This is a genomic window from Entomomonas sp. E7T21, assembly GCF_058693955.1.
This window is the reverse complement of record NZ_CP191672.1, coordinates 3,221,749-3,239,820: the sequence shown is the minus strand read 5'-3', so window position 1 is coordinate 3,239,820 and position 18,072 is coordinate 3,221,749. Positions and strand designations below refer to the sequence as shown.

The window sequence follows — 18,072 nt, the reverse complement described above, 5'->3', positions numbered from 1 at the left end:
TTTATTAAGTACAGTATTAAAGTAATTGGTTAGCAATAGCTACTACGTTTTCAACGGTAAAACCGAATTCTTTAAATAACGTAGGGGCAGGAGCTGACTCACCAAAGGTTGTCATACCAATAACACGACCATTAAGACCTACATATTTATACCAGAAATCTACATGGGCAGCTTCTATAGCAACTCTTGCTGTAACATCACTAGGTAATACAGCTTCTTTATAGGCCATCTCTTGACGATCAAATACAGAAGTACATGGCATAGAAACAACACGTACCTTTTTACCCTGTACTGTTAATTCTTCATAAGCTTGAGTAGCTAGTTCTACTTCGGAACCTGTGGCGATTAAAATGAGATCTGGCTTACCTTGGCAATCTTTAAGGATATAACCACCTTTTTCAATGTTGGCGATTTGTTCGTTAGTACGTATTTGATGTTGTAAGTTTTGACGTGAGAACACTAAAGAAGTAGGGCCATCTTCACGTGCAATAGCTAATTTCCAAGCAACTGCTGACTCAACAGCATCACATGGGCGCCAAGTATCTAAGTTGGGCGTTAAACGTAAGCTAGCTAGTTGCTCAATTGGTTGGTGAGTAGGGCCATCTTCACCTAAGCCAATAGAGTCATGAGTGAATACATAAATCACTCGTTGTTTCATAAGTGCTGACATACGTACAGCATTACGAGCATATTCCATGAAAATTAAGAAGGTTGCGCCATAAGGGATAAAGCCACCATGTAGAGCAATACCATTCATCATGGCACTCATACCAAACTCACGCACACCATAGAATACATAGTTACCGCTGGCATCATCAGGGCCAATGCCTTTACAGCCTTTCCACAAAGTAAGGTTAGAGCCTGCTAAGTCAGCAGAACCGCCTAGTAGTTCAGGCAATAAAGGACCATAGGCGTTTAGTGCATTTTGACTGGCTTTACGGCTCGCAATAGTTTCTGCTTTGTTAGCAATTTCAGCAATGTATTGATCTGCTTTTTCTAAGAAGTCTTCTGGTAACTCGCGCCATACACGGCGTTCAAACTCAGCAGTTAATTCTGGGAATTGCTTTTTGTATTCAAAGAATAATGTATTCCAAGCTTTTTCTGCATCAGTGCCTGCATGTTTATGATCCCAAGCAGCATAGATATCATGGGGGATATCAAAGGGTGCATGTGGCCAATTTAATGCATCACGAGTGATTGATATTTCATCAGCGCCTAATGGTGCACCATGACTGCTTTCTTTACCTTGTTTATTGGGTGAGCCAAAGCCAATAATAGTTTTACAACAAATAAGTGTAGGTTTAGTTGTTTCTGCTTTAGCTGTTTCAATAGCTATTTTAATTTCTTCAGCATCATGTCCATCTACATTACGAATTACTTGCCAGCCATAAGACTCAAAGCGAAGAGCCGTATCATCAGTAAACCAACCTTCAACCTCTCCGTCAATAGAAATGCCATTGTCATCATAGAAGGCGATTAATTTGCCAAGTTCTAAAGTACCTGCTAATGAGCTTGCCTCATGTGAAATACCTTCCATAAGACAACCGTCACCTAAAAATACATAGGTGTGGTGGTCAACTAATGGGAATTCTGGCTTATTAAATTGTGCTGCAAGGACTTTTTCAGCAATAGCCATACCTACAGCATTAGCTAAACCTTGACCTAATGGGCCTGTGGTGGTTTCTATGCCTACCGTATAGCCATATTCTGGATGGCCTGGAGTACGTGATTTAAATTGTCTGAAATTTTTTAAATCATTAATTGAAAGGTTATAGCCTGATAAATGAAGTAATGAGTAAAGCAACATCGAGCCATGACCATTTGACAGAACAAAGCGGTCACGGTTAAACCAATCTGGATTTAGAGGATTGTACTTTAAAAAACCACGCCATAAAACCTCTGCAATATCGGCCATTCCTAGAGGGGCACCAGGGTGTCCACTATTGGCTTTTTGAACGGCATCCATACTTAAGGCTCGGATAGCATTAGCGCACTCACGATGGCTTGGCATCTTTAAAGATCTCCTACAAACTAATCATTAATATCAAGATAAAGTGTTATTGTCGCTTAGTCATATTAATAAAAAAAGCCTAAAAGACAAATAACTTTTATAATAAAGTTGCCTATTATACCTAGAATATAACTGGACAGGTTAGTAACTTTGACTGTGAAAGTAATTTTCTTGTAAATCATGGTGTTATTATGTTTTTTGAAGAGTGTCATTTATTGTTTGCTGTAAAACAATGTTATGATTTATTCAGACAAATAGAAGTATCTGAATTAAACTACTTAGTATAAAGTAGTAAGTTTTTTGGAGTGAGTGATGCAATTAGCCTTTATCCTGTATAAGTACTTTCCTTTTGGAGGGTTGCAGCGTGATTTTATGCGTATTGCACAGGAGTGCCAGAGGCGTGGCCATAGTATTCGTGTTTATACTATGATTTGGCAAGGTGATATTCCAGAGGGATTTGAAGTATTAATTGCGCCAGTTAAAGCTTTTTTTAATCATAATCGTAATGAAAAGTTTAGAGCTTGGGTGCAGGCAGATTTAGCTAAGCGACCTGTTGATAAAGTAATTGGCTTTAATAAAATGCCAGATCTAGATGTTTATTATGCCGCTGACCCATGTTTTGAAGATAAAGCACAAAATTTACGGCATGGCTTTTATAAAAAAACAGGGCGTTATCGTCATTTCTATGAGTATGAAAAGGCGGTATTTGATGTTAAGTCTAAAACTCATATATTAATGATTTCAGCATTACAACAACCACTATTTGTAAAACATTATCAAACACCCTCAGAGCGTTTTCATTTATTACCTCCTGGTATAGCTACAGATCGCAAAGCACCTGCTAATGCGGCAGATATTCGGGCACAGTTTAGACAAGAGTTTAATATTAAAGATAATGAACTATTAATAGTACAAATAGGTTCAGGATTTAAAACTAAAGGACTTGATCGTTCTTTGAAAGCCTTAGCTAGTTTACCTACTGAGTTAAGAAAACGTACTAAGTTTATTGTTATTGGTCAGGATGAACCGCGCAATTTCTTATTAATGATTAAGAAGTTAGGTTTGTCAGAGCAGGTTACTATTTTAAAAGGTCGTAATGATATTCCGCGTTTTTTATTGGGAGCAGATGTGCTTATTCATCCTGCTTATAATGAAAATACAGGGACTATTTTATTAGAAGCAATGGTGGCTGGGTTGCCTGTATTAGTAACAGATGTTTGTGGATATGCCTACTATATTAAAGAAGCAGATTGCGGTATTGTTATTGAAAGTCCCTTTGAGCAAGGTAATTTAAATCAAGCATTACAAACCATGCTAGATGACAAGTCAGCACGTGCTAAATGGCAACAAAATGGTTTAGCCTATGCAAAAGATGCTGATATTTATAGTATGCCAGAACGTGCTGCGGATATTATTTTGGAAGTCTGTTAATGAAGTTAGAGTTATCTGAACCCTTTAAAAGCTTGTGGTTAGGGAAAGATCCATTTACTGAAGTAGAAAGCTTGCAAGGAGAAGTCTATCGTGAACTAAGTGGACGTAAAACACTACGTACAGAAGTTCAGGGTAAGGGATATTTTGTCAAAATTCATCGTGGTATTGGTTGGTCTGAGATTTTTAAAAATCTTATTACAGCAAAATTACCTGTTTTAGGTGCGGGTCAAGAATTAAAGGCTATTAAGAAGTTGCAGTCAGTGGGAGTTGATACCATGACAGCAGTAGCTTTTGGTGAAAAGGGAGCTAATCCAGCAAAACAATACTCTTTTATTATTACTGAAGAGCTAGCGCCTACGATTAGCCTAGAAGATTTTAGTATAAATTGGATCAATCAGCCGCCTGAGGTAAAGCTAAAATGGGCACTGATTAATCGTGTTGCAGAAATGGTAGGAAAAATGCATCGTGCGGGCGTAAATCACCGTGATTGTTATATTTGCCATTTTTTATTACATACAGACACAGCAGTGACTGCAGAGCAGTTTAAATTGTCGGTAATTGATTTACATCGTGCACAAATACATAGTCAATTACCAACTCGCTGGCGCAATAAGGATTTGGCAGCACTTTATTTTTCGGTATTAGAGATTGGTTTAACTAAACGAGATTTATTGCGTTTTTTAAAAGTTTATTTTCAAAAGCCTATAGCTGATATTTTCAGGGATGAAAAAGATCTTTTACAGTGGCTTGAGGAAAAAGCAGCAAAGCTTTATAAGCGTAAGCAAAAGTATGGTGAGGCGATTTAATGGCTGAGTGGAAGTTAAATCCTGAGTATCAACATTTAAACAATAGTTTTGGTAGTCTGGAAGCTGTATTTGCTCTAGAGGGTGAACGTATTACTAAGGATCGTGTTTCTGAAGTAGTACGTGTGGAAATAGAGGGAACTCGCTATTATGTAAAGCGTTATTGGGACGCTGGTAAAGGGATTCGTAAATTTCTTGGTAAGCCTCGTATTAAAAGAGAATGGCAGAATATGCAACGTTTTAAAAAGTGGGGCATCCCTACTGCTGAAGTGGTTGCTTCAGGTTTGGAGCGTAGTAAAGGCTTATTTATGCGTGGTGCTATGGTAACTAAAGAAATTCCTAATACCACAGATTTATCACAAATGGTGGAGCAGCAGGATGCTCGACTACACGATTATAAATGGGTAAATAATGTTAGCCTGCAATTAGCTAAAGCTACCCGTAAAATGCATGATCATAATTTTGCCCATAATGATTTGAAATGGCGTAATTTATTAGTGGATGACCAACAAAATTTATTTTTTATTGATTGTCCTACAGGTGCTTTTTGGTATGGCTACATGTTTAGTTTTCGCCGTATCAAAGACCTTGCTTGTTTAGATAAAGTAGCAAAATATCAGCTTACTCGTACCCAGCGGTTACGTTTTTATCTGCAATATCGTGAGCGTGATCGTTTAAAAGATAAAGATAAACAGCGCATTAGACGTATTGTAAAACTTTATGAGGGAAGAGAATGAGCGATTTTATTGCTTCCGTAGATAAGCAATTATTAGTCGAGAATGGCTTAGATTCTTTTGAAGCACTATGGAATCTTCAATTAGAAACTGTGGATGAACCTAATAGTGAGCGTGGCGGCTGGAGTACTGTAAGTTATCTGAAACTAGGAGATAGGGGCTATTTTTTAAAACGCCAATCTAATCATCTGACGCGCTCATTATATGCACCTTTTGGTGAGCCTACTTTTGCTAGAGAGTTTCGTAATATTGAATACTATCAACAATTAGGTATTCCTGCGGTAACAGCGGCTTTTTTTGGCACTAGAACATTAGCTAATGAGAAACAAGCCATTTTGCTGACTCACGCGTTAGATGGTTGGCAAGATTTAGAGAGCTATTTGCCAGATTGGTTTACGATGGCTAAAGAAACGCAACAGATGATTATTAAAGCTTGTGGCTTATTATTAAAAAAGTTACATGATAAGAAAGTGTTACATGGTTGTTTCTATCCTAAACATATCTTTTTAAAACCTAGTATTGATGGTTTTGATAGTTGCCTTATTGATTTAGAAAAAACCAGACGATTACATTTTGGTAAACGTGACCGATTAAAAGATATTGATACATTGGCGCGTCGAACTAAAAATCAATGGTTAGAGGATGATTATCGTCTATTCCTTAATACTTATCTTGATAAGCCAAAAGATTCTACAGAAGTGACTGATTGGTTAAATCGACTCATCAAGCGTAATCAACGTAAGGAGAACCGTGCTTGAAACTGGTTGAGCTTACCAATGCAGGTCGTACACCTGAATTACCGCTATCTATAACATTAGATAAAGATAATGATTTAGTAATAGAAAATTTACTGCGTACTTTACCTAATCAGCGTTATGTAGCAAAAGCTAATTGGCAAGCTAAAATAGTATTAGCCAAGTTATTTGTCGGTAGTAAAGCAAATAAGCATTATCAAAGAGAATTAAAGGGTGTTAATTTATTAGCACAGCAACAAATCAATACCCCTAAATTATTTGCTCACCAAATAACTGAAGAAGGTGGCTATTTATTATTTGAGTACCTAGAGAATAGTCAAACGCTTGACCAACAATGGCAATTATTTATTAATCAGCCATTGCTTAATGAACAGCAAAAAAAGGTTTTACAACAGGCATTAGCAGCTATAGCACAACTTCATTTAAAGGGTTTGTGGCAGCAAGATTTACATTTGGATAACTTGTTAGAGCAAAGTGGTATTTTATATTGGATTGATGGTGATGGAATTTCTGTAGAAAAAGCTGGACAGGCATTATCTATTAATAAAGTAATAGCTAATTTAGCTGTTTTCTTTGCTCAGTTGCCTCCTCAGCTAGATGATTTTTTACAGGAGTTTGTTGAGTTTTATCAAACGCAAAATATAACAATTAGTTTATCAGTAGCAGATTTACAGCAAGCTATTATTAAAGTTAGAAAGTGGCGAGTTGATAATATACTGAAAAAAATCAGACGAGACTGTACATTATTTAGTGTGAAGAATACAGCAAATGGTTTTTATGGTGTAGTTCGCACAGAAGAAGAAATATTAGCGCCACTGTTAGCCGAGCCAGATTATTATATTGATCAAGGGCGTTTTATTAAGGGCTTTGGTACTACTAATGTGGCTGATATCATTATTAATGGTAAACATATTTTACTAAAACGCTATAACATTAAAAACTTTAAGCATAAGTTAAGTCGTTGCTGGCGACCAACACGTGGTTGGCACTCATGGCAAGAGAGTTTTAGGTTAATGATGTTAGGCATTCCAACAGCTAAACCACTGGCTTTATTAGAGGAGCGTCATTGCTGGATGCGTGGTAGAGCTTGGTTAGTAACGGAGTATTTAGAAGGGCCAGACTTACTAACCCATTTAAAGCCTTATGAAAATAGTAGGCCACCTGAAGCAGAATTAGTAGCGTTAGATAACTTATTCGTTAGTCTTATTAAGCATCGTATTAGTCATGGTGATTTAAAGGGAACCAATTTGTTTTGGGTTAATAATCAGTGGACATTAATTGACCTTGATGCAGTTAAACAACATAAATGTATTCATTCTTTTAAGCGAGCTTATGCTAAAGATCGTACTCGCTTTTTACGTAATTGGCCTAAAGACTCTAGTTTGTATAGGCTATTTGATGAGCGTCTTCCTAAGATATAGCTATTGCTCTACATTTTTATATGTCGTTGAATGACTTTGCCGTAATAGTTGTACTGTTTTCAGCCATTCGCTTCGTCTAAAATTGTATAGTAACAGCTGTAAATCAAATAGCCTTAAAATTAACCATTAATAAATAAGTGATGAATTCCTAAGTTAATGGTATAACCACCCACTATTAAAAATATAAATAAGCTTCCTGCTAATAATAGAGGCTTAATACCTGCCTGACGGATTGCCCCTAGATGTGTTCTTACACCTAATGCGGCCATTGCCATTGTTAAAAATAATGTATCTGCACTATTTATTAAGTCAAGTATTGAATTGGGAATAGTTACCAAAGAGTTAAACAGCGCTACAAGAATAAATAGAACAGCAAACCATGGAATATTAATTTTAGCTTTGCTGGTGTTATCACCCTTTTTAGCTAATGTAATAGAGAGCATCATTAAAAAAGGGGCTAGCAACATAACTCTTAACATTTTTTCAATAACTGCTGCAGAAGCAGCTGCTTCACTAATATTTTTCCCTGCAACAACAACTTGTGCTACTTCATGAATGGTAGATCCCGCAAAAACACCATAGGCTTGTTCTGATAATCCTAAATAAGGAAAAAGTAAAGGATAGAGAAACATAGCTATAGTGCCAAATACAACAACGGTTGCTACTGCTACTGCTACCTTATGAGCTTGTCCTTTAACAATTGGTTCTGCTGCCATCACAGCTGCTGCACCACAAATAGAACTACCGGCTCCAATAAGTATGGCTGTTTGTTTATCAAGTTTAAGCAGCTTTATTCCTATCAACATCGCTAACATAAAAGTACTTGCTAACATCACGGTGGCAATTAATACACCAGACCAACCAACAGAACTAAATTGTTGGAAGGTAATTCGAAAGCCATAACAAATAATGCCAAAACGTAATAGAGTATTTTTTGAAAAATCTACACCTGAAACTGTGTGAGTAGCAATATGGTTAAAAAATGTATTACCAATCACAATGCCTAATAAGATGGCTATAGTTAAGGCACTTAGGCCAGTAGTTTTTACCCAAGATAAAGAAGATAAGTATTGGCTAATACAGGCTATAGTAATAATAAGAATGAGACCTAACAAAAAACTACTATTCCCTATATTTTGGAAAATGGGTAGAGTTTTTCTCTGTTGTAACATCTTATGCTCCTAACTTTTAAAGTTATAAAACTATTTGACATAAGCTTATTACTAATAATAATATGGAATCAAATATATAAATTTCAAATAATCATGAATTTTAGTTATGAAATTGAATTTACACTTGGTTCGTATTTTTTATCAAATAGTTGAGAGTCAAAGCTTTACAAAAGCTGCGGAAAAGCTTTTTATTAGTCAATCGGCGGTGTCAAAAGCGATACGAGAATTAGAAACGCAATTAGGTTTATCGCTTATTGAGCGTAATATGGCAGGTGTTAAAAAAAACAGAACAATAAAATTAACAGAGGATGGTCGAATATTATTCGAGCATGCGCGTGCTATTTTTTCTTTAGAAAAAGTAGCTATAGATGATTTACAGGCGCGTATTGGTTTAAAACAAGGGAAATTGAGAGTTGGGGCTAGTACAACAGTAGCCAGTTATTGGTTAGCAAATTATGTAACAGCTTTTCACCAAAAATATCCAAATATTGAGTTAAATATAAAAGTAGGCAATACAGAGATGATGCGGCAGGCGTTAATCAATTGTGATATTGATTTAGCTATTGTAGAGGGAGAGGTTGATGATCAACGAATTCACAGAGAAGTTTGGCAACAAGAAGAGCTGAGTATAATTACTTCCCCTGATATGAATCTATCCTTAAAAGAACTAAGTAATCAATTGTGGTTAGTAAGAGAGCAAGGCTCAGGAACTTATAAAGTGACTGAAAATATGTTGCAAACATTAAACGTTAAACCAAAACAGCGGCTTATAATGGCAAGTAATGAAGGGATTGCTAGAATGGTAGCATGTGGTGCAGGTGTGGCAATATTACCTGCCTGTATTGTAGAGGATTTAATCACACTTAAAAAAGTTAAGGTTTTACAGCTTCCACAAGCTAAAAAATTGATAAGAGCTTTGTATTTAATAACACTTCAAGAAAGACCAATTTCAACTTTATTACAACGTTTTATTGAGGAACTTAAGAGATAAAATAAGAAAGTGCCCGTGACACAAATAAACACTAGATATTGAATTGCAGTATAATAAGCAGCAAATAATGGTTAATATGACTATTAGCAAACTGTGAAAACCTATAAATTGAGAGTGAGTAATGCAGCGATTACACAGTAAACGTATTATTTTGGGCGTGGGCGGTGGTATTGCTGCTTATAAAAGTGCAGAGTTAGTTCGTAAGCTAAAGGAATATGGTGCTGATGTTCGTGTCGTTATGACCAAAGCGGGGCAAGAGTTTATTACGCCCTTAACTTTGCAAGCATTATCTGGAAATGCTGTCCATACTGATTTATTAGACCCTCATGCTGAAGCAGCGATGGGGCATATTGAGTTAGCGCGTTGGGCTGACTTAGTGCTTATTGCTCCAGCTACTGCTGATTTATTAGCAAGAATTGCTGAGGGTAGGGCTGATGATTTATTAACTACTTTAATATTAGCAACAGATGCCAAAATTGCTTTAGCTCCTGCCATGAATCAAGCTATGTGGCGGGATGTGGCGACCCAGAATAATGTTGAAAAATTAATCGCAAGAGATATCTTACTGTTTGGTCCTGATACTGGCTCACAAGCATGTGGTGATGTGGGACCTGGTAGAATGTTAGAACCTTATCATTTGGCTGAATTAGTGGCCAATTGTTTTGAAACTAAATTATTAACAGGTAAAAAAGTAGTTATCACCGCAGGGCCTACTCAAGAAAATATAGACCCTGTGCGTTATATCACCAATCATAGTTCAGGCAAAATGGGCTTTGCTTTAGCAGATGCAGCAGCAGAGCAAGGAGCTGAAGTAATCTTGGTGAGTGGGCCAGTTAACCTAGCAACACCAGATAGGGTTGAGCGTATTGATGTGGTGAGTGCTAGGGATATGCTTACTGCCTGTGAGTCTATTTTACCTTGTGATATTTTTATTGCTGTAGCCGCGGTGGCCGACTTTAGACCACAAGTTGTTGCAGAGCAAAAACTAAAAAAACAACAATCTAATCAACATGGTGTGCTACTAGAGTTAATACGTAATCCTGATATTTTAGCCACAATAGCTAATAGAGAGGATAGACCTTTCTGTGTAGGTTTTGCAGCTGAAACAGAAAACTTATTAGAATATGCCTCAAAAAAATTAAAAGATAAAAATTTAAATTTAATTGTAGCCAATGATGTGGCTAACCCTACAATTGGTTTTAATAGTGATGATAATGTGATTACTGTGATTGATCGGGAGTTAAAAACTACCCGTTTTGATTTAACTAGCAAGTCAAAAATTGCCAGACAATTACTGGCTCTGATTACCGATTATTTTTTACAAGAGAAACGTTAATGTATAAGTTACAAACTAAAATTTTAGATAAACGATTAGGTGCAGATTTTCCTGTTCCTGCCTATGCAACTACTGGGTCTGCTGGTTTAGATCTACGAGCTATGTTACAAGAGGATTGTGTGCTTGAACCAGGCCACACAATTTTAATTCCAACAGGTCTGGCTATTCATATAGGCACATCAGAATTAGCAGCGATGATTTTACCTCGTTCAGGTTTAGGGCATAAACATGGCATTGTATTAGGCAATCTTGTAGGATTAATTGATTCAGATTATCAAGGTGAATTAATGGTTTCCTGTTGGAATCGTGGTAATACAGCATTTACTATTACTGTGGGAGAGCGTATTGCTCAATTGGTACTAGTTCCTGTTGTACAAGCAGCTTTTGAATTTGTGGATGAGTTTACTGAATCAGAACGTGGTATAGGCGGTTTTGGGCATTCAGGTCGCCATTAATTAAATAGTTTAGTTAATGGAGCGTTAGAAATGTTTTTTTACATTCTAAAATATCCTTAAAAAAACCATAAAAAAGCCAGCGAAAATGATCATAACTCCTATTTTTTAGCATTGTTTTCTTAGACTTAAGGCTAAGAAATGGGGGGGTTTCCTGAACGCTAGATGACAGAACCTATAGTTGAGGCTAGCCTAAATTTGAACTCTGTTAAAATCTACTCATCGAAATTTATGTCGGTTATATGTACTTTAATAATATTCCATATTTATTGGGGATTTAATAATGAAAATGAAAAATAGCTTAGCACTTGTTGCTGGTTCTTTAATCGCAGTAGTTTCTACTGGTGCCTTTGCTCAAGGTCAAGGTGCTGTAGAAGGTGAAGCATTTGTAAAACGTTACTTCACAGACAGCGCTCGTCACATGGATAATGGTCAGCTTTATGGTGGTAGCTTAGGTTACTTCTTAACTGATGACGTTTCTTTAGCATTATCTTATGGTGAATATCACGATATTCGTGGTGATAACGAATATGGTAATAAAAACATTAAAGGTTCATTAACTTCTTTAGACGCTTACTATCACTTTGCACAACCAGGTGATTGGGTTCGTCCATACATTTCTACTGGTGTTGCTCACCAATCTATCAGCAATGCTGATCGTTCTGGTCGTGACCGTGATACTATCCTTAACTTAGGTGTAGGTGCAAAATTATACTTCACTGATAATTTCTATGCGCGTGCAGGTGTTGATGGCATGTACGGTTTAGGTAATCACCAAGCTGAATACATGTTAACAGGTGCTGTTGGCTTTAATTTCGGTGGTGGTAAGAAAGTTGAACCAGCTCCAGAGCCAGTAGTAGTTGAGCCAACTCCAGAGCCAGAAATTGTACGTGTACAATTAGATGTTAAATTCGATTTCGATAAAGCAACTATCCGTGAAGGTAGCTACGACGACATCAAACAAGTAGCTGACTTTATGAAACAGTTCCCACAAACTACTACTGTAGTTGAAGGTCATACTGACTCTGTTGGTGCAGAAGCTTATAACCAAAAACTTTCAGAAGAACGTGCTAATGCTGTTCGTAATGCTTTAGTTGATACTTATGGTGTTGAAGGTAGCCGTGTACAAGCAGTTGGTTATGGTGAAGACAAGCCTATTGCTGATAACGCTTCTAAAGAAGGTCGTGCTATGAACCGTCGCGTTGACGCTACTGTAGAAGCACAAGTTATTCCTCCTCAAGAAACTGCTACTGAACAAGCTCAGTAATTAGTTACTCACTAGAGTAGGTTAAACTATAAAGAATGCCCTGAATTATCAGGGCATTTTTTTATCTTCTTGAAAGAAAAAATGAATTAAATGGAGTTTTAAGTTTCTATACAAACAGTTTAATATTAATAAATCAGTAATAAGAAAAATTCAGTTTTAGACGTTGTGATAATTATTTTTATACACTTTGCTGAATATATTAAACTACGGTCTTTTAAATAGAATCAGACAAGTACTAATTTAAAATTAATTATTATTTGAGATATAGGATATGAAACTATTGCATCGAAGTTTGATTATTTTGTGTATAGCATTGATAACAACCTATGCTAATGCAGAAAATAACAGCGCACGTGTTTCATTGAGAAAGACAGGTTTGGTTAGGATTTATTATGATGCAGTAAATAACAACTCTGACTTGGCAGCAGCCAAAGCACAATATAAAGCAAAACAAGAAGTGGTTCCTCAGGCTCGAGCAGGACTATTGCCACAAATTAATGCTAATGCTAATTATGAAAACACAAGAACAGTATTGGATAAACCTGCAACCACAATAAAACGTAACTCACATGTTTATGGGGTAAATTTAACTCAACCTATTTTTCGTGTGGATCGATGGTTTCAATTACAGGCTGCACATGCTACTAATGAGCAGGCTTATTTTGATTTTGCAGTGACACAGCAACAATTAATTTTACAAACAGCACAAGTCTACTTTAATGTTTTGCAAGCACAAGATGACTTGGCAGCCACTAAAGCAGAAGAAAATGCATATAAACGTCAAGCAGATGAAGCTAGTGCACGTTTTGATTTAGGGTTGGCGGATAAAACAGATTATTTACAAGCAAAAGCTGCTTACGACATGTCACGTGCTAAAAGAATTGTGTCAGAAAAAAATGTTGAAGATGCTTTTCAAGCATTAACAACATTAACTAATCGTCATTATGAAGCCGTTGAAGGTATCCGTCATAATTTACCTATTAATCCTCCTATCCCTAATAATGCAACAGCGTGGGTTGATAAAGCAGTTGAACAAAATCTGAGTTTGAGAGCAGGGTTTTATGGTGTGACTGCTGCTGAAGAAACATTAAGACAGCGTAAAGCAGGTCATGCTCCTACAGTTGATTTTGTGGCTTCGTATCAACGAGGGGATAATGATGCTTTTAATTTTAATAATTCAGCTACTAGCCTAGCTCATTATGGTTCAGATGTTGAACAAACAAGTGTTGGTGTGCAGTTACAAGTTCCCCTTTATTCTGGAGGGATGACTTCGTCGCAGGTGAGAGAAGCGCGTTCAACATTGATGATGTCTGAGCATAGTCAAGAAAGTTTACGACGTAAAGTTGTGCAGAATACCCGTAATTATCATCGAGCAGTTAATACAGATATTGAGCAAATTCAGGCATTACGGCAGACTATAATTTCTAGCCAAAGTGCTGTGGAAGCTACCCAGATAGGATTCCAATCTGGCACACGTAATATTGTTGATATATTAGATGCACAGCGACAACTATATGATGCAGTACGTAATTATAATAATGCACGTTATGCCTATATTATTGATATATTGAGTTTAAAAGAAATGGTGGGTACTTTAAGCCCATTAGATTTGCAGGAGTTAGAGGCTTATTTAAATCCTAACTATGAGCCAAATAAAGATTTTTTACCGCCAGAACTATTAAGAAATAATTAAGTGTTCTTTGTTATAAAAAAAGAAGTTTACAGAGGGAATATATAAGTATGCTTCCATTTTATAAGCGTTTAAGCTCTTGGTTAACAAAAGGATTAATAGTTTTTATCTGTTTGTTGAGTTTGCCCTTTGTGGGACAGAAAATTGCTAGTATTGTGGGTAGAAAGTTAGACTGGTATAGATTAATTGACTATGCTTATTATAATTCGGGTCCATTTGTTTTTATTTTTAATTTCTGGGATATTATTATTGGTTGGTTATTAATAATATTTATTGTCAGAATAGTGGGAAGTAATCAAAAAGTATATCAGCATTCAAAATATGAATATAAATTAAATTATAAATTGGCATCTAATATATTAGATATTGTTGATATAACTTTATGTATGGGGATTACAGTATTTGTATGTTTTTTTGCTACACCTATTATAGGTACTTTTGTAGCTTATGGAGTGGCTAGTAGTTTGGGATGTGATCTAAGTGGGATCGGTGGTACTGTCAGTTGTAGGGTTCCAGGGCTGGCAGGAGATATTGCTAGAAGGCTTATTTATTACAGAATACCTTTTATTGGGATCTTTTTAACGCCATTTTCATTTGTTTTAGCATTTTGGGATATTGTATTGGTTTGGGTTGGTATGATATTTGGTATAAAAACCTTAAACAAGAGTTTATCAAAAGATAAAGAATAGATTTGTAGTGATGGATATTTAGTATTTGAAATATATTATGAATATGAATAAAAAAGAATTACCAAGTTTACTATTGTTACCAGGCCTATTATGCAATGAAAGATTATGGCAAAATCAGGTTAATAATTTAGTGGATATCTGCCAGCCGTTTGTGGCTGACTTTTCTCAAGATGACTCCATTGAGGCAATGGCAAGGAGGGTGTTAGATAGAGCACCAGAGCAGTTCTTTTTGGCCGGTTTGTCAATGGGTGGCTATGTGGCTTTTGAAATTATGCGGCAAGCACCAGAGCGCGTTACTCGTTTAGCATTGTTTGATACGATGGCTCGTTTAGATGAGCCTGAAAGAGCGGCAACTCGTAAGGGGCTACTTCGTCTTGCTGAGGAAGGACGATTTATCGGGGTGACTCCTCGATTACTACCCAACCTTATCCATAAAGATAAACTAAATACGCCTGTTGCTGATGAGGTAATGAAAATGGCTGCTGAATTGGGTAAAGAGGTCTTTTTAAAACAGCAGACAGCTATTCTAAATCGTTCTGATTCTATTCCTACCCTAAGTAAAATAAAGCAACCAACGATAATTGTTGTTGGTGAGGATGATAAGTTAACGCCTCCAGAGGAATCAGTGAATATGGCAAAAGCCATACCAAATGCACAGTTACATAGGATTCCTAAATGTGGACATTTGCCACCGTTAGAGTATCCACAATTAACGACAGAGTTATTAAGAGATTGGATTTTACAAGAAGCGTAGTGGCGATAATTCGCCACTCGCAGTAGTATGTAATGTTAGTTTTTATGTGGTCTAGTTAAGAATTCATGAGATTGCATTTCTAACAAACGACTCAGTGTACGTTGGAAAGCAAACTCAGAACGAATACCTACATAAAGATCCTTTAAAGGTACTTCGGCAGATAAAATAAGTTTAACATTGCGATCATAAAATTCGTCTACTAAATAGATAAAGCGAGTGGCTATATCTTCTTTATTAGTATCTAATTGCTCAACATTAGAAATAAGTACTGCTTTGTAAGCTTTAGCAATATCTATATAGTCGTTTTGGCTACGGGGGCCATCACAGATATCTCTAAACTCAAACCAAACCGCTGTGCTGCAAGCCTTTTTGGCATGAATTAAGCGGTTTTCAATAGTTAGATCAATATTTTCTTTAGCATCTGCTGGATCAAGAATTAAATTAGCAAAGGTATGTTCTAATTGTTTCTCTGCTTCAGCATCATTTGGGCAATAATAAAGATTAGCTTTCTCTAATACACGTAACCGATAGTCTATGCCACTATCAACATTAATTACTTCAGTATTTTCTTTTAATAGTGCTATAGCAGGTAAGAAGCGAGCACGCTGTAAACCATCTTTATAGAGACCATCTGGAATGATATTTGAAGTAGCTACCAGTGAAACACCACGCTTAAAAATTTCTTCAAATAATGTACCTAGTATCATTGCATCTGCAATATCTGATACGAAAAACTCATCAAAACAGATAACGCGGGTCTCTTTTGATATCCGTTCTGCAATTAGTGTAAGCGGATTTTTATGTCCTTTTAGTTGTGTTAAATCTTCATGTACACGTTTCATAAAGCGATGAAAGTGGGTACGCATTTTTTCTGGAAAAGGTAAGGTATCATAGAAAATATCCATTAAATAGGTTTTTCCACGCCCTACGCCACCCCAAAAATAAAGCCCTTTAATAGGCTTGCGCTTATGGAAGAGTTTGCTAACTAGGCTGGTACTTTTGTTGTGTGCTGCAACTAAATCATCAAAAAGTCTTTGTAAATGGTTTACTGCATTTTCTTGAGCTGAGTCTTTAGCAAAGTCAGGACGCTTTAAATCAGCTTGGTAACGTTCAAGAGGAGTCATAACTTCTTATACTAATTAAATGGTGGTCATTAAAAAGGAAAACATAAATTATACGCTATAAACAAGGAAAAAAGTAAAGAATACTTTTCTATTGTGTTATCTAGTCGTATGATATAACGGTTTTCTACTATAAAAAGGTAGAGTTAATTTTAATATTAAATGTTATCTAAGAGATAATCCAATGAGCTTTGAAAAATCCAACAAACTGGCTAATGTTTGCTATGACATTCGTGGACCAGTTTTAGATCACGCTAAACGCCTAGAAGAAGAAGGTCAACGTATTTTAAAATTAAATATCGGTAACCCTGCCCCTTTTGGCTTTGAAGCACCTGCCGAAATGCTGCAAGATATGATCAAAAATCTTCCAGCGGCCCAAGGTTATTGTGATTCTAAAGGATTATTCAGCGCTCGTAAGGCGGTAATGCAATATTATCAACAAAATCTAGTAGAAGGTGTGAGTGTTGATGATATCTATATAGGTAATGGGGTTTCTGAACTAATTGTGATGTCTTTGCAGGCATTGTTAAATAATGGTGATGAAGTGCTGATTCCTGCACCTGATTATCCATTGTGGACAGCAGCAACTACATTGGCTGGTGGTAGAGCGGTTCATTACCTATGTGATGAGCAAGCGAATTGGTTTCCTGATATTAATGATATTAAATCAAAAATTACTGAAAACACTAAAGCGATTTTATTAATTAACCCTAATAATCCAACAGGTGCTGTTTACTCTAAGGAGTTATTATTAGATATCATTGAAGTTGCTCGCCAACATAATCTAATTATTTTCTCTGATGAGATTTACGATAAGATTCTTTATGATGATGCTCAGCACACTATTATTGCTTCTTTAGCTTCAGATGTGGTTTTTGTTACTTTTGGTGGTTTGTCAAAAGTTTATCGAAGTGCAGGTTTTAGGTCAGGTTGGTTGGTGATTTCAGGGGCAAAGCATTTAGCAAAAGGCTATATTGAGGGCATAGATATGCTGTCGAATATGCGTTTATGTGCTAATGTGCCAGCACAAGGAGCAATTCAAACGGCATTAGGCGGTTATCAGACGATTAATGATCTAGTAAAACCCGGTGGACGTTTATACGAACAACGTAATAAAACATGGGAAATGTTAAATGCTATTCCAGGAGTTAGCTGTGTCAAACCTATGGGTGCGCTTTATGCTTTTCCTAAATTAGACCCTAAAGTTTATCCAATTCGTAATGATGAAAAATTTGTATTAGATTTATTATTACAAGAGAAAATTTTAGTTGTGCAAGGTACAGCATTTAATTGGATACATCCAGACCATTTTAGAATTGTGACATTACCTAGAGTGGATGATTTAGAATATGCTATTAAACGCATAGAAATTTTCTTAAAAAGTTATAAACAGTAAGATGTGTATTATAAAGCGACCAAAGGGTCGCTTTATTTATTAATGGGAT

16 protein-coding genes are annotated in these 18,072 nt (G+C 36.2%); 13 read left to right on the top strand and 3 right to left on the bottom strand.

Features of this window, described 5'->3' with window-relative positions:
• Window positions 1-16: 16 nt before the first annotated feature.
• Complete coding sequence (tkt, locus tag ACQVD9_RS15425; protein ID WP_264746811.1) at window positions 17-2,011, bottom strand: transketolase; 1,995 nt, start codon at window positions 2,009-2,011, stop codon at window positions 17-19.
• 312 nt (window positions 2,012-2,323) lie between these two features.
• Here tkt and ACQVD9_RS15420 point away from each other — a divergent pair, with 312 nt between their 5' ends.
• From ACQVD9_RS15420 to ACQVD9_RS15400, 5 genes are read left to right on the top strand one after another with little or no spacing between them, the layout of a single operon-like run.
• Complete coding sequence (locus ACQVD9_RS15420) at window positions 2,324-3,442, top strand: glycosyltransferase family 4 protein (RefSeq protein WP_264746810.1); 1,119 nt, start codon at window positions 2,324-2,326, stop codon at window positions 3,440-3,442.
• Entirely contained in the window at window positions 3,442-4,248 is an 807-nt protein-coding gene (gene rfaP / locus ACQVD9_RS15415; protein ID WP_264746809.1) for a lipopolysaccharide core heptose(I) kinase RfaP, read from the top strand. The genes ACQVD9_RS15420 and rfaP overlap by 1 nt, the downstream gene beginning before the upstream one ends.
• On the top strand, window positions 4,248-4,982 hold the full coding sequence (locus ACQVD9_RS15410; protein WP_264746808.1) for a lipopolysaccharide kinase InaA family protein: 735 nt from the start codon (window positions 4,248-4,250) through the stop codon (window positions 4,980-4,982). Before rfaP ends, ACQVD9_RS15410 begins: the two co-directional genes overlap by 1 nt.
• Window positions 4,979-5,737 (top strand): lipopolysaccharide kinase InaA family protein, encoded by a 759-nt coding sequence (locus ACQVD9_RS15405; RefSeq protein ID WP_264746807.1) that lies wholly within the window; start codon window positions 4,979-4,981, stop codon window positions 5,735-5,737. The genes ACQVD9_RS15410 and ACQVD9_RS15405 overlap by 4 nt, the downstream gene beginning before the upstream one ends.
• On the top strand, window positions 5,734-7,155 hold the full coding sequence (locus ACQVD9_RS15400) for a lipopolysaccharide kinase InaA family protein (RefSeq protein ID WP_264746806.1): 1,422 nt from the start codon (window positions 5,734-5,736) through the stop codon (window positions 7,153-7,155). Before ACQVD9_RS15405 ends, ACQVD9_RS15400 begins: the two co-directional genes overlap by 4 nt.
• A gap of 119 nt (window positions 7,156-7,274) precedes the next feature.
• Here ACQVD9_RS15400 and ACQVD9_RS15395 read toward each other — a convergent pair whose 3' ends face one another.
• Window positions 7,275-8,327 (bottom strand): YeiH family protein, encoded by a 1,053-nt coding sequence (locus ACQVD9_RS15395; RefSeq protein WP_264746805.1) that lies wholly within the window; start codon window positions 8,325-8,327, stop codon window positions 7,275-7,277.
• A 106-nt stretch (window positions 8,328-8,433) separates the two neighbouring features.
• Between ACQVD9_RS15395 and ACQVD9_RS15390 the strand changes: the two genes are divergently transcribed.
• From ACQVD9_RS15390 to ACQVD9_RS15360, 7 genes are all read left to right on the top strand, one after another.
• Entirely contained in the window at window positions 8,434-9,318 is an 885-nt protein-coding gene (locus ACQVD9_RS15390) for a LysR family transcriptional regulator (RefSeq protein WP_264746804.1), read from the top strand.
• A gap of 121 nt (window positions 9,319-9,439) precedes the next feature.
• On the top strand, window positions 9,440-10,654 hold the full coding sequence (gene coaBC / locus ACQVD9_RS15385; protein ID WP_264746803.1) for a bifunctional phosphopantothenoylcysteine decarboxylase/phosphopantothenate--cysteine ligase CoaBC: 1,215 nt from the start codon (window positions 9,440-9,442) through the stop codon (window positions 10,652-10,654).
• Window positions 10,654-11,109 (top strand): dUTP diphosphatase, encoded by a 456-nt coding sequence (gene dut, locus ACQVD9_RS15380; protein ID WP_264746802.1) that lies wholly within the window; start codon window positions 10,654-10,656, stop codon window positions 11,107-11,109. Before coaBC ends, dut begins: the two co-directional genes overlap by 1 nt.
• A gap of 280 nt (window positions 11,110-11,389) precedes the next feature.
• Window positions 11,390-12,373 carry an OmpA family protein gene (locus tag ACQVD9_RS15375; RefSeq protein WP_264746801.1) on the top strand — a complete coding sequence of 328 codons (984 nt, stop codon included), beginning with the start codon at window positions 11,390-11,392 and terminating at the stop codon, window positions 12,371-12,373.
• A 271-nt stretch (window positions 12,374-12,644) separates the two neighbouring features.
• Window positions 12,645-14,066 carry a TolC family outer membrane protein gene (locus ACQVD9_RS15370; RefSeq protein WP_264746800.1) on the top strand — a complete coding sequence of 474 codons (1,422 nt, stop codon included), beginning with the start codon at window positions 12,645-12,647 and terminating at the stop codon, window positions 14,064-14,066.
• Window positions 14,067-14,113: 47 nt separating this feature from the next.
• The gene (locus ACQVD9_RS15365; protein ID WP_264746799.1) at window positions 14,114-14,752 is read left to right on the top strand and encodes a hypothetical protein; all 639 of its coding nucleotides are present in this window, start codon (window positions 14,114-14,116) and stop codon (window positions 14,750-14,752) included.
• Between the two features lie 37 nt (window positions 14,753-14,789).
• Entirely contained in the window at window positions 14,790-15,506 is a 717-nt protein-coding gene (locus ACQVD9_RS15360; RefSeq protein ID WP_319804739.1) for an alpha/beta fold hydrolase, read from the top strand.
• Window positions 15,507-15,541: 35 nt separating this feature from the next.
• Here ACQVD9_RS15360 and zapE read toward each other — a convergent pair whose 3' ends face one another.
• Window positions 15,542-16,630, bottom strand: a complete 1,089-nt coding sequence (gene zapE / locus ACQVD9_RS15355) for a cell division protein ZapE (protein WP_264746798.1) — start codon at window positions 16,628-16,630, stop codon at window positions 15,542-15,544.
• Window positions 16,631-16,811: 181 nt separating this feature from the next.
• Here zapE and ACQVD9_RS15350 point away from each other — a divergent pair, with 181 nt between their 5' ends.
• Window positions 16,812-18,023 (top strand): pyridoxal phosphate-dependent aminotransferase, encoded by a 1,212-nt coding sequence (locus ACQVD9_RS15350; protein ID WP_264746797.1) that lies wholly within the window; start codon window positions 16,812-16,814, stop codon window positions 18,021-18,023.
• The last annotated feature ends 49 nt before the right edge of the window (window positions 18,024-18,072 follow it).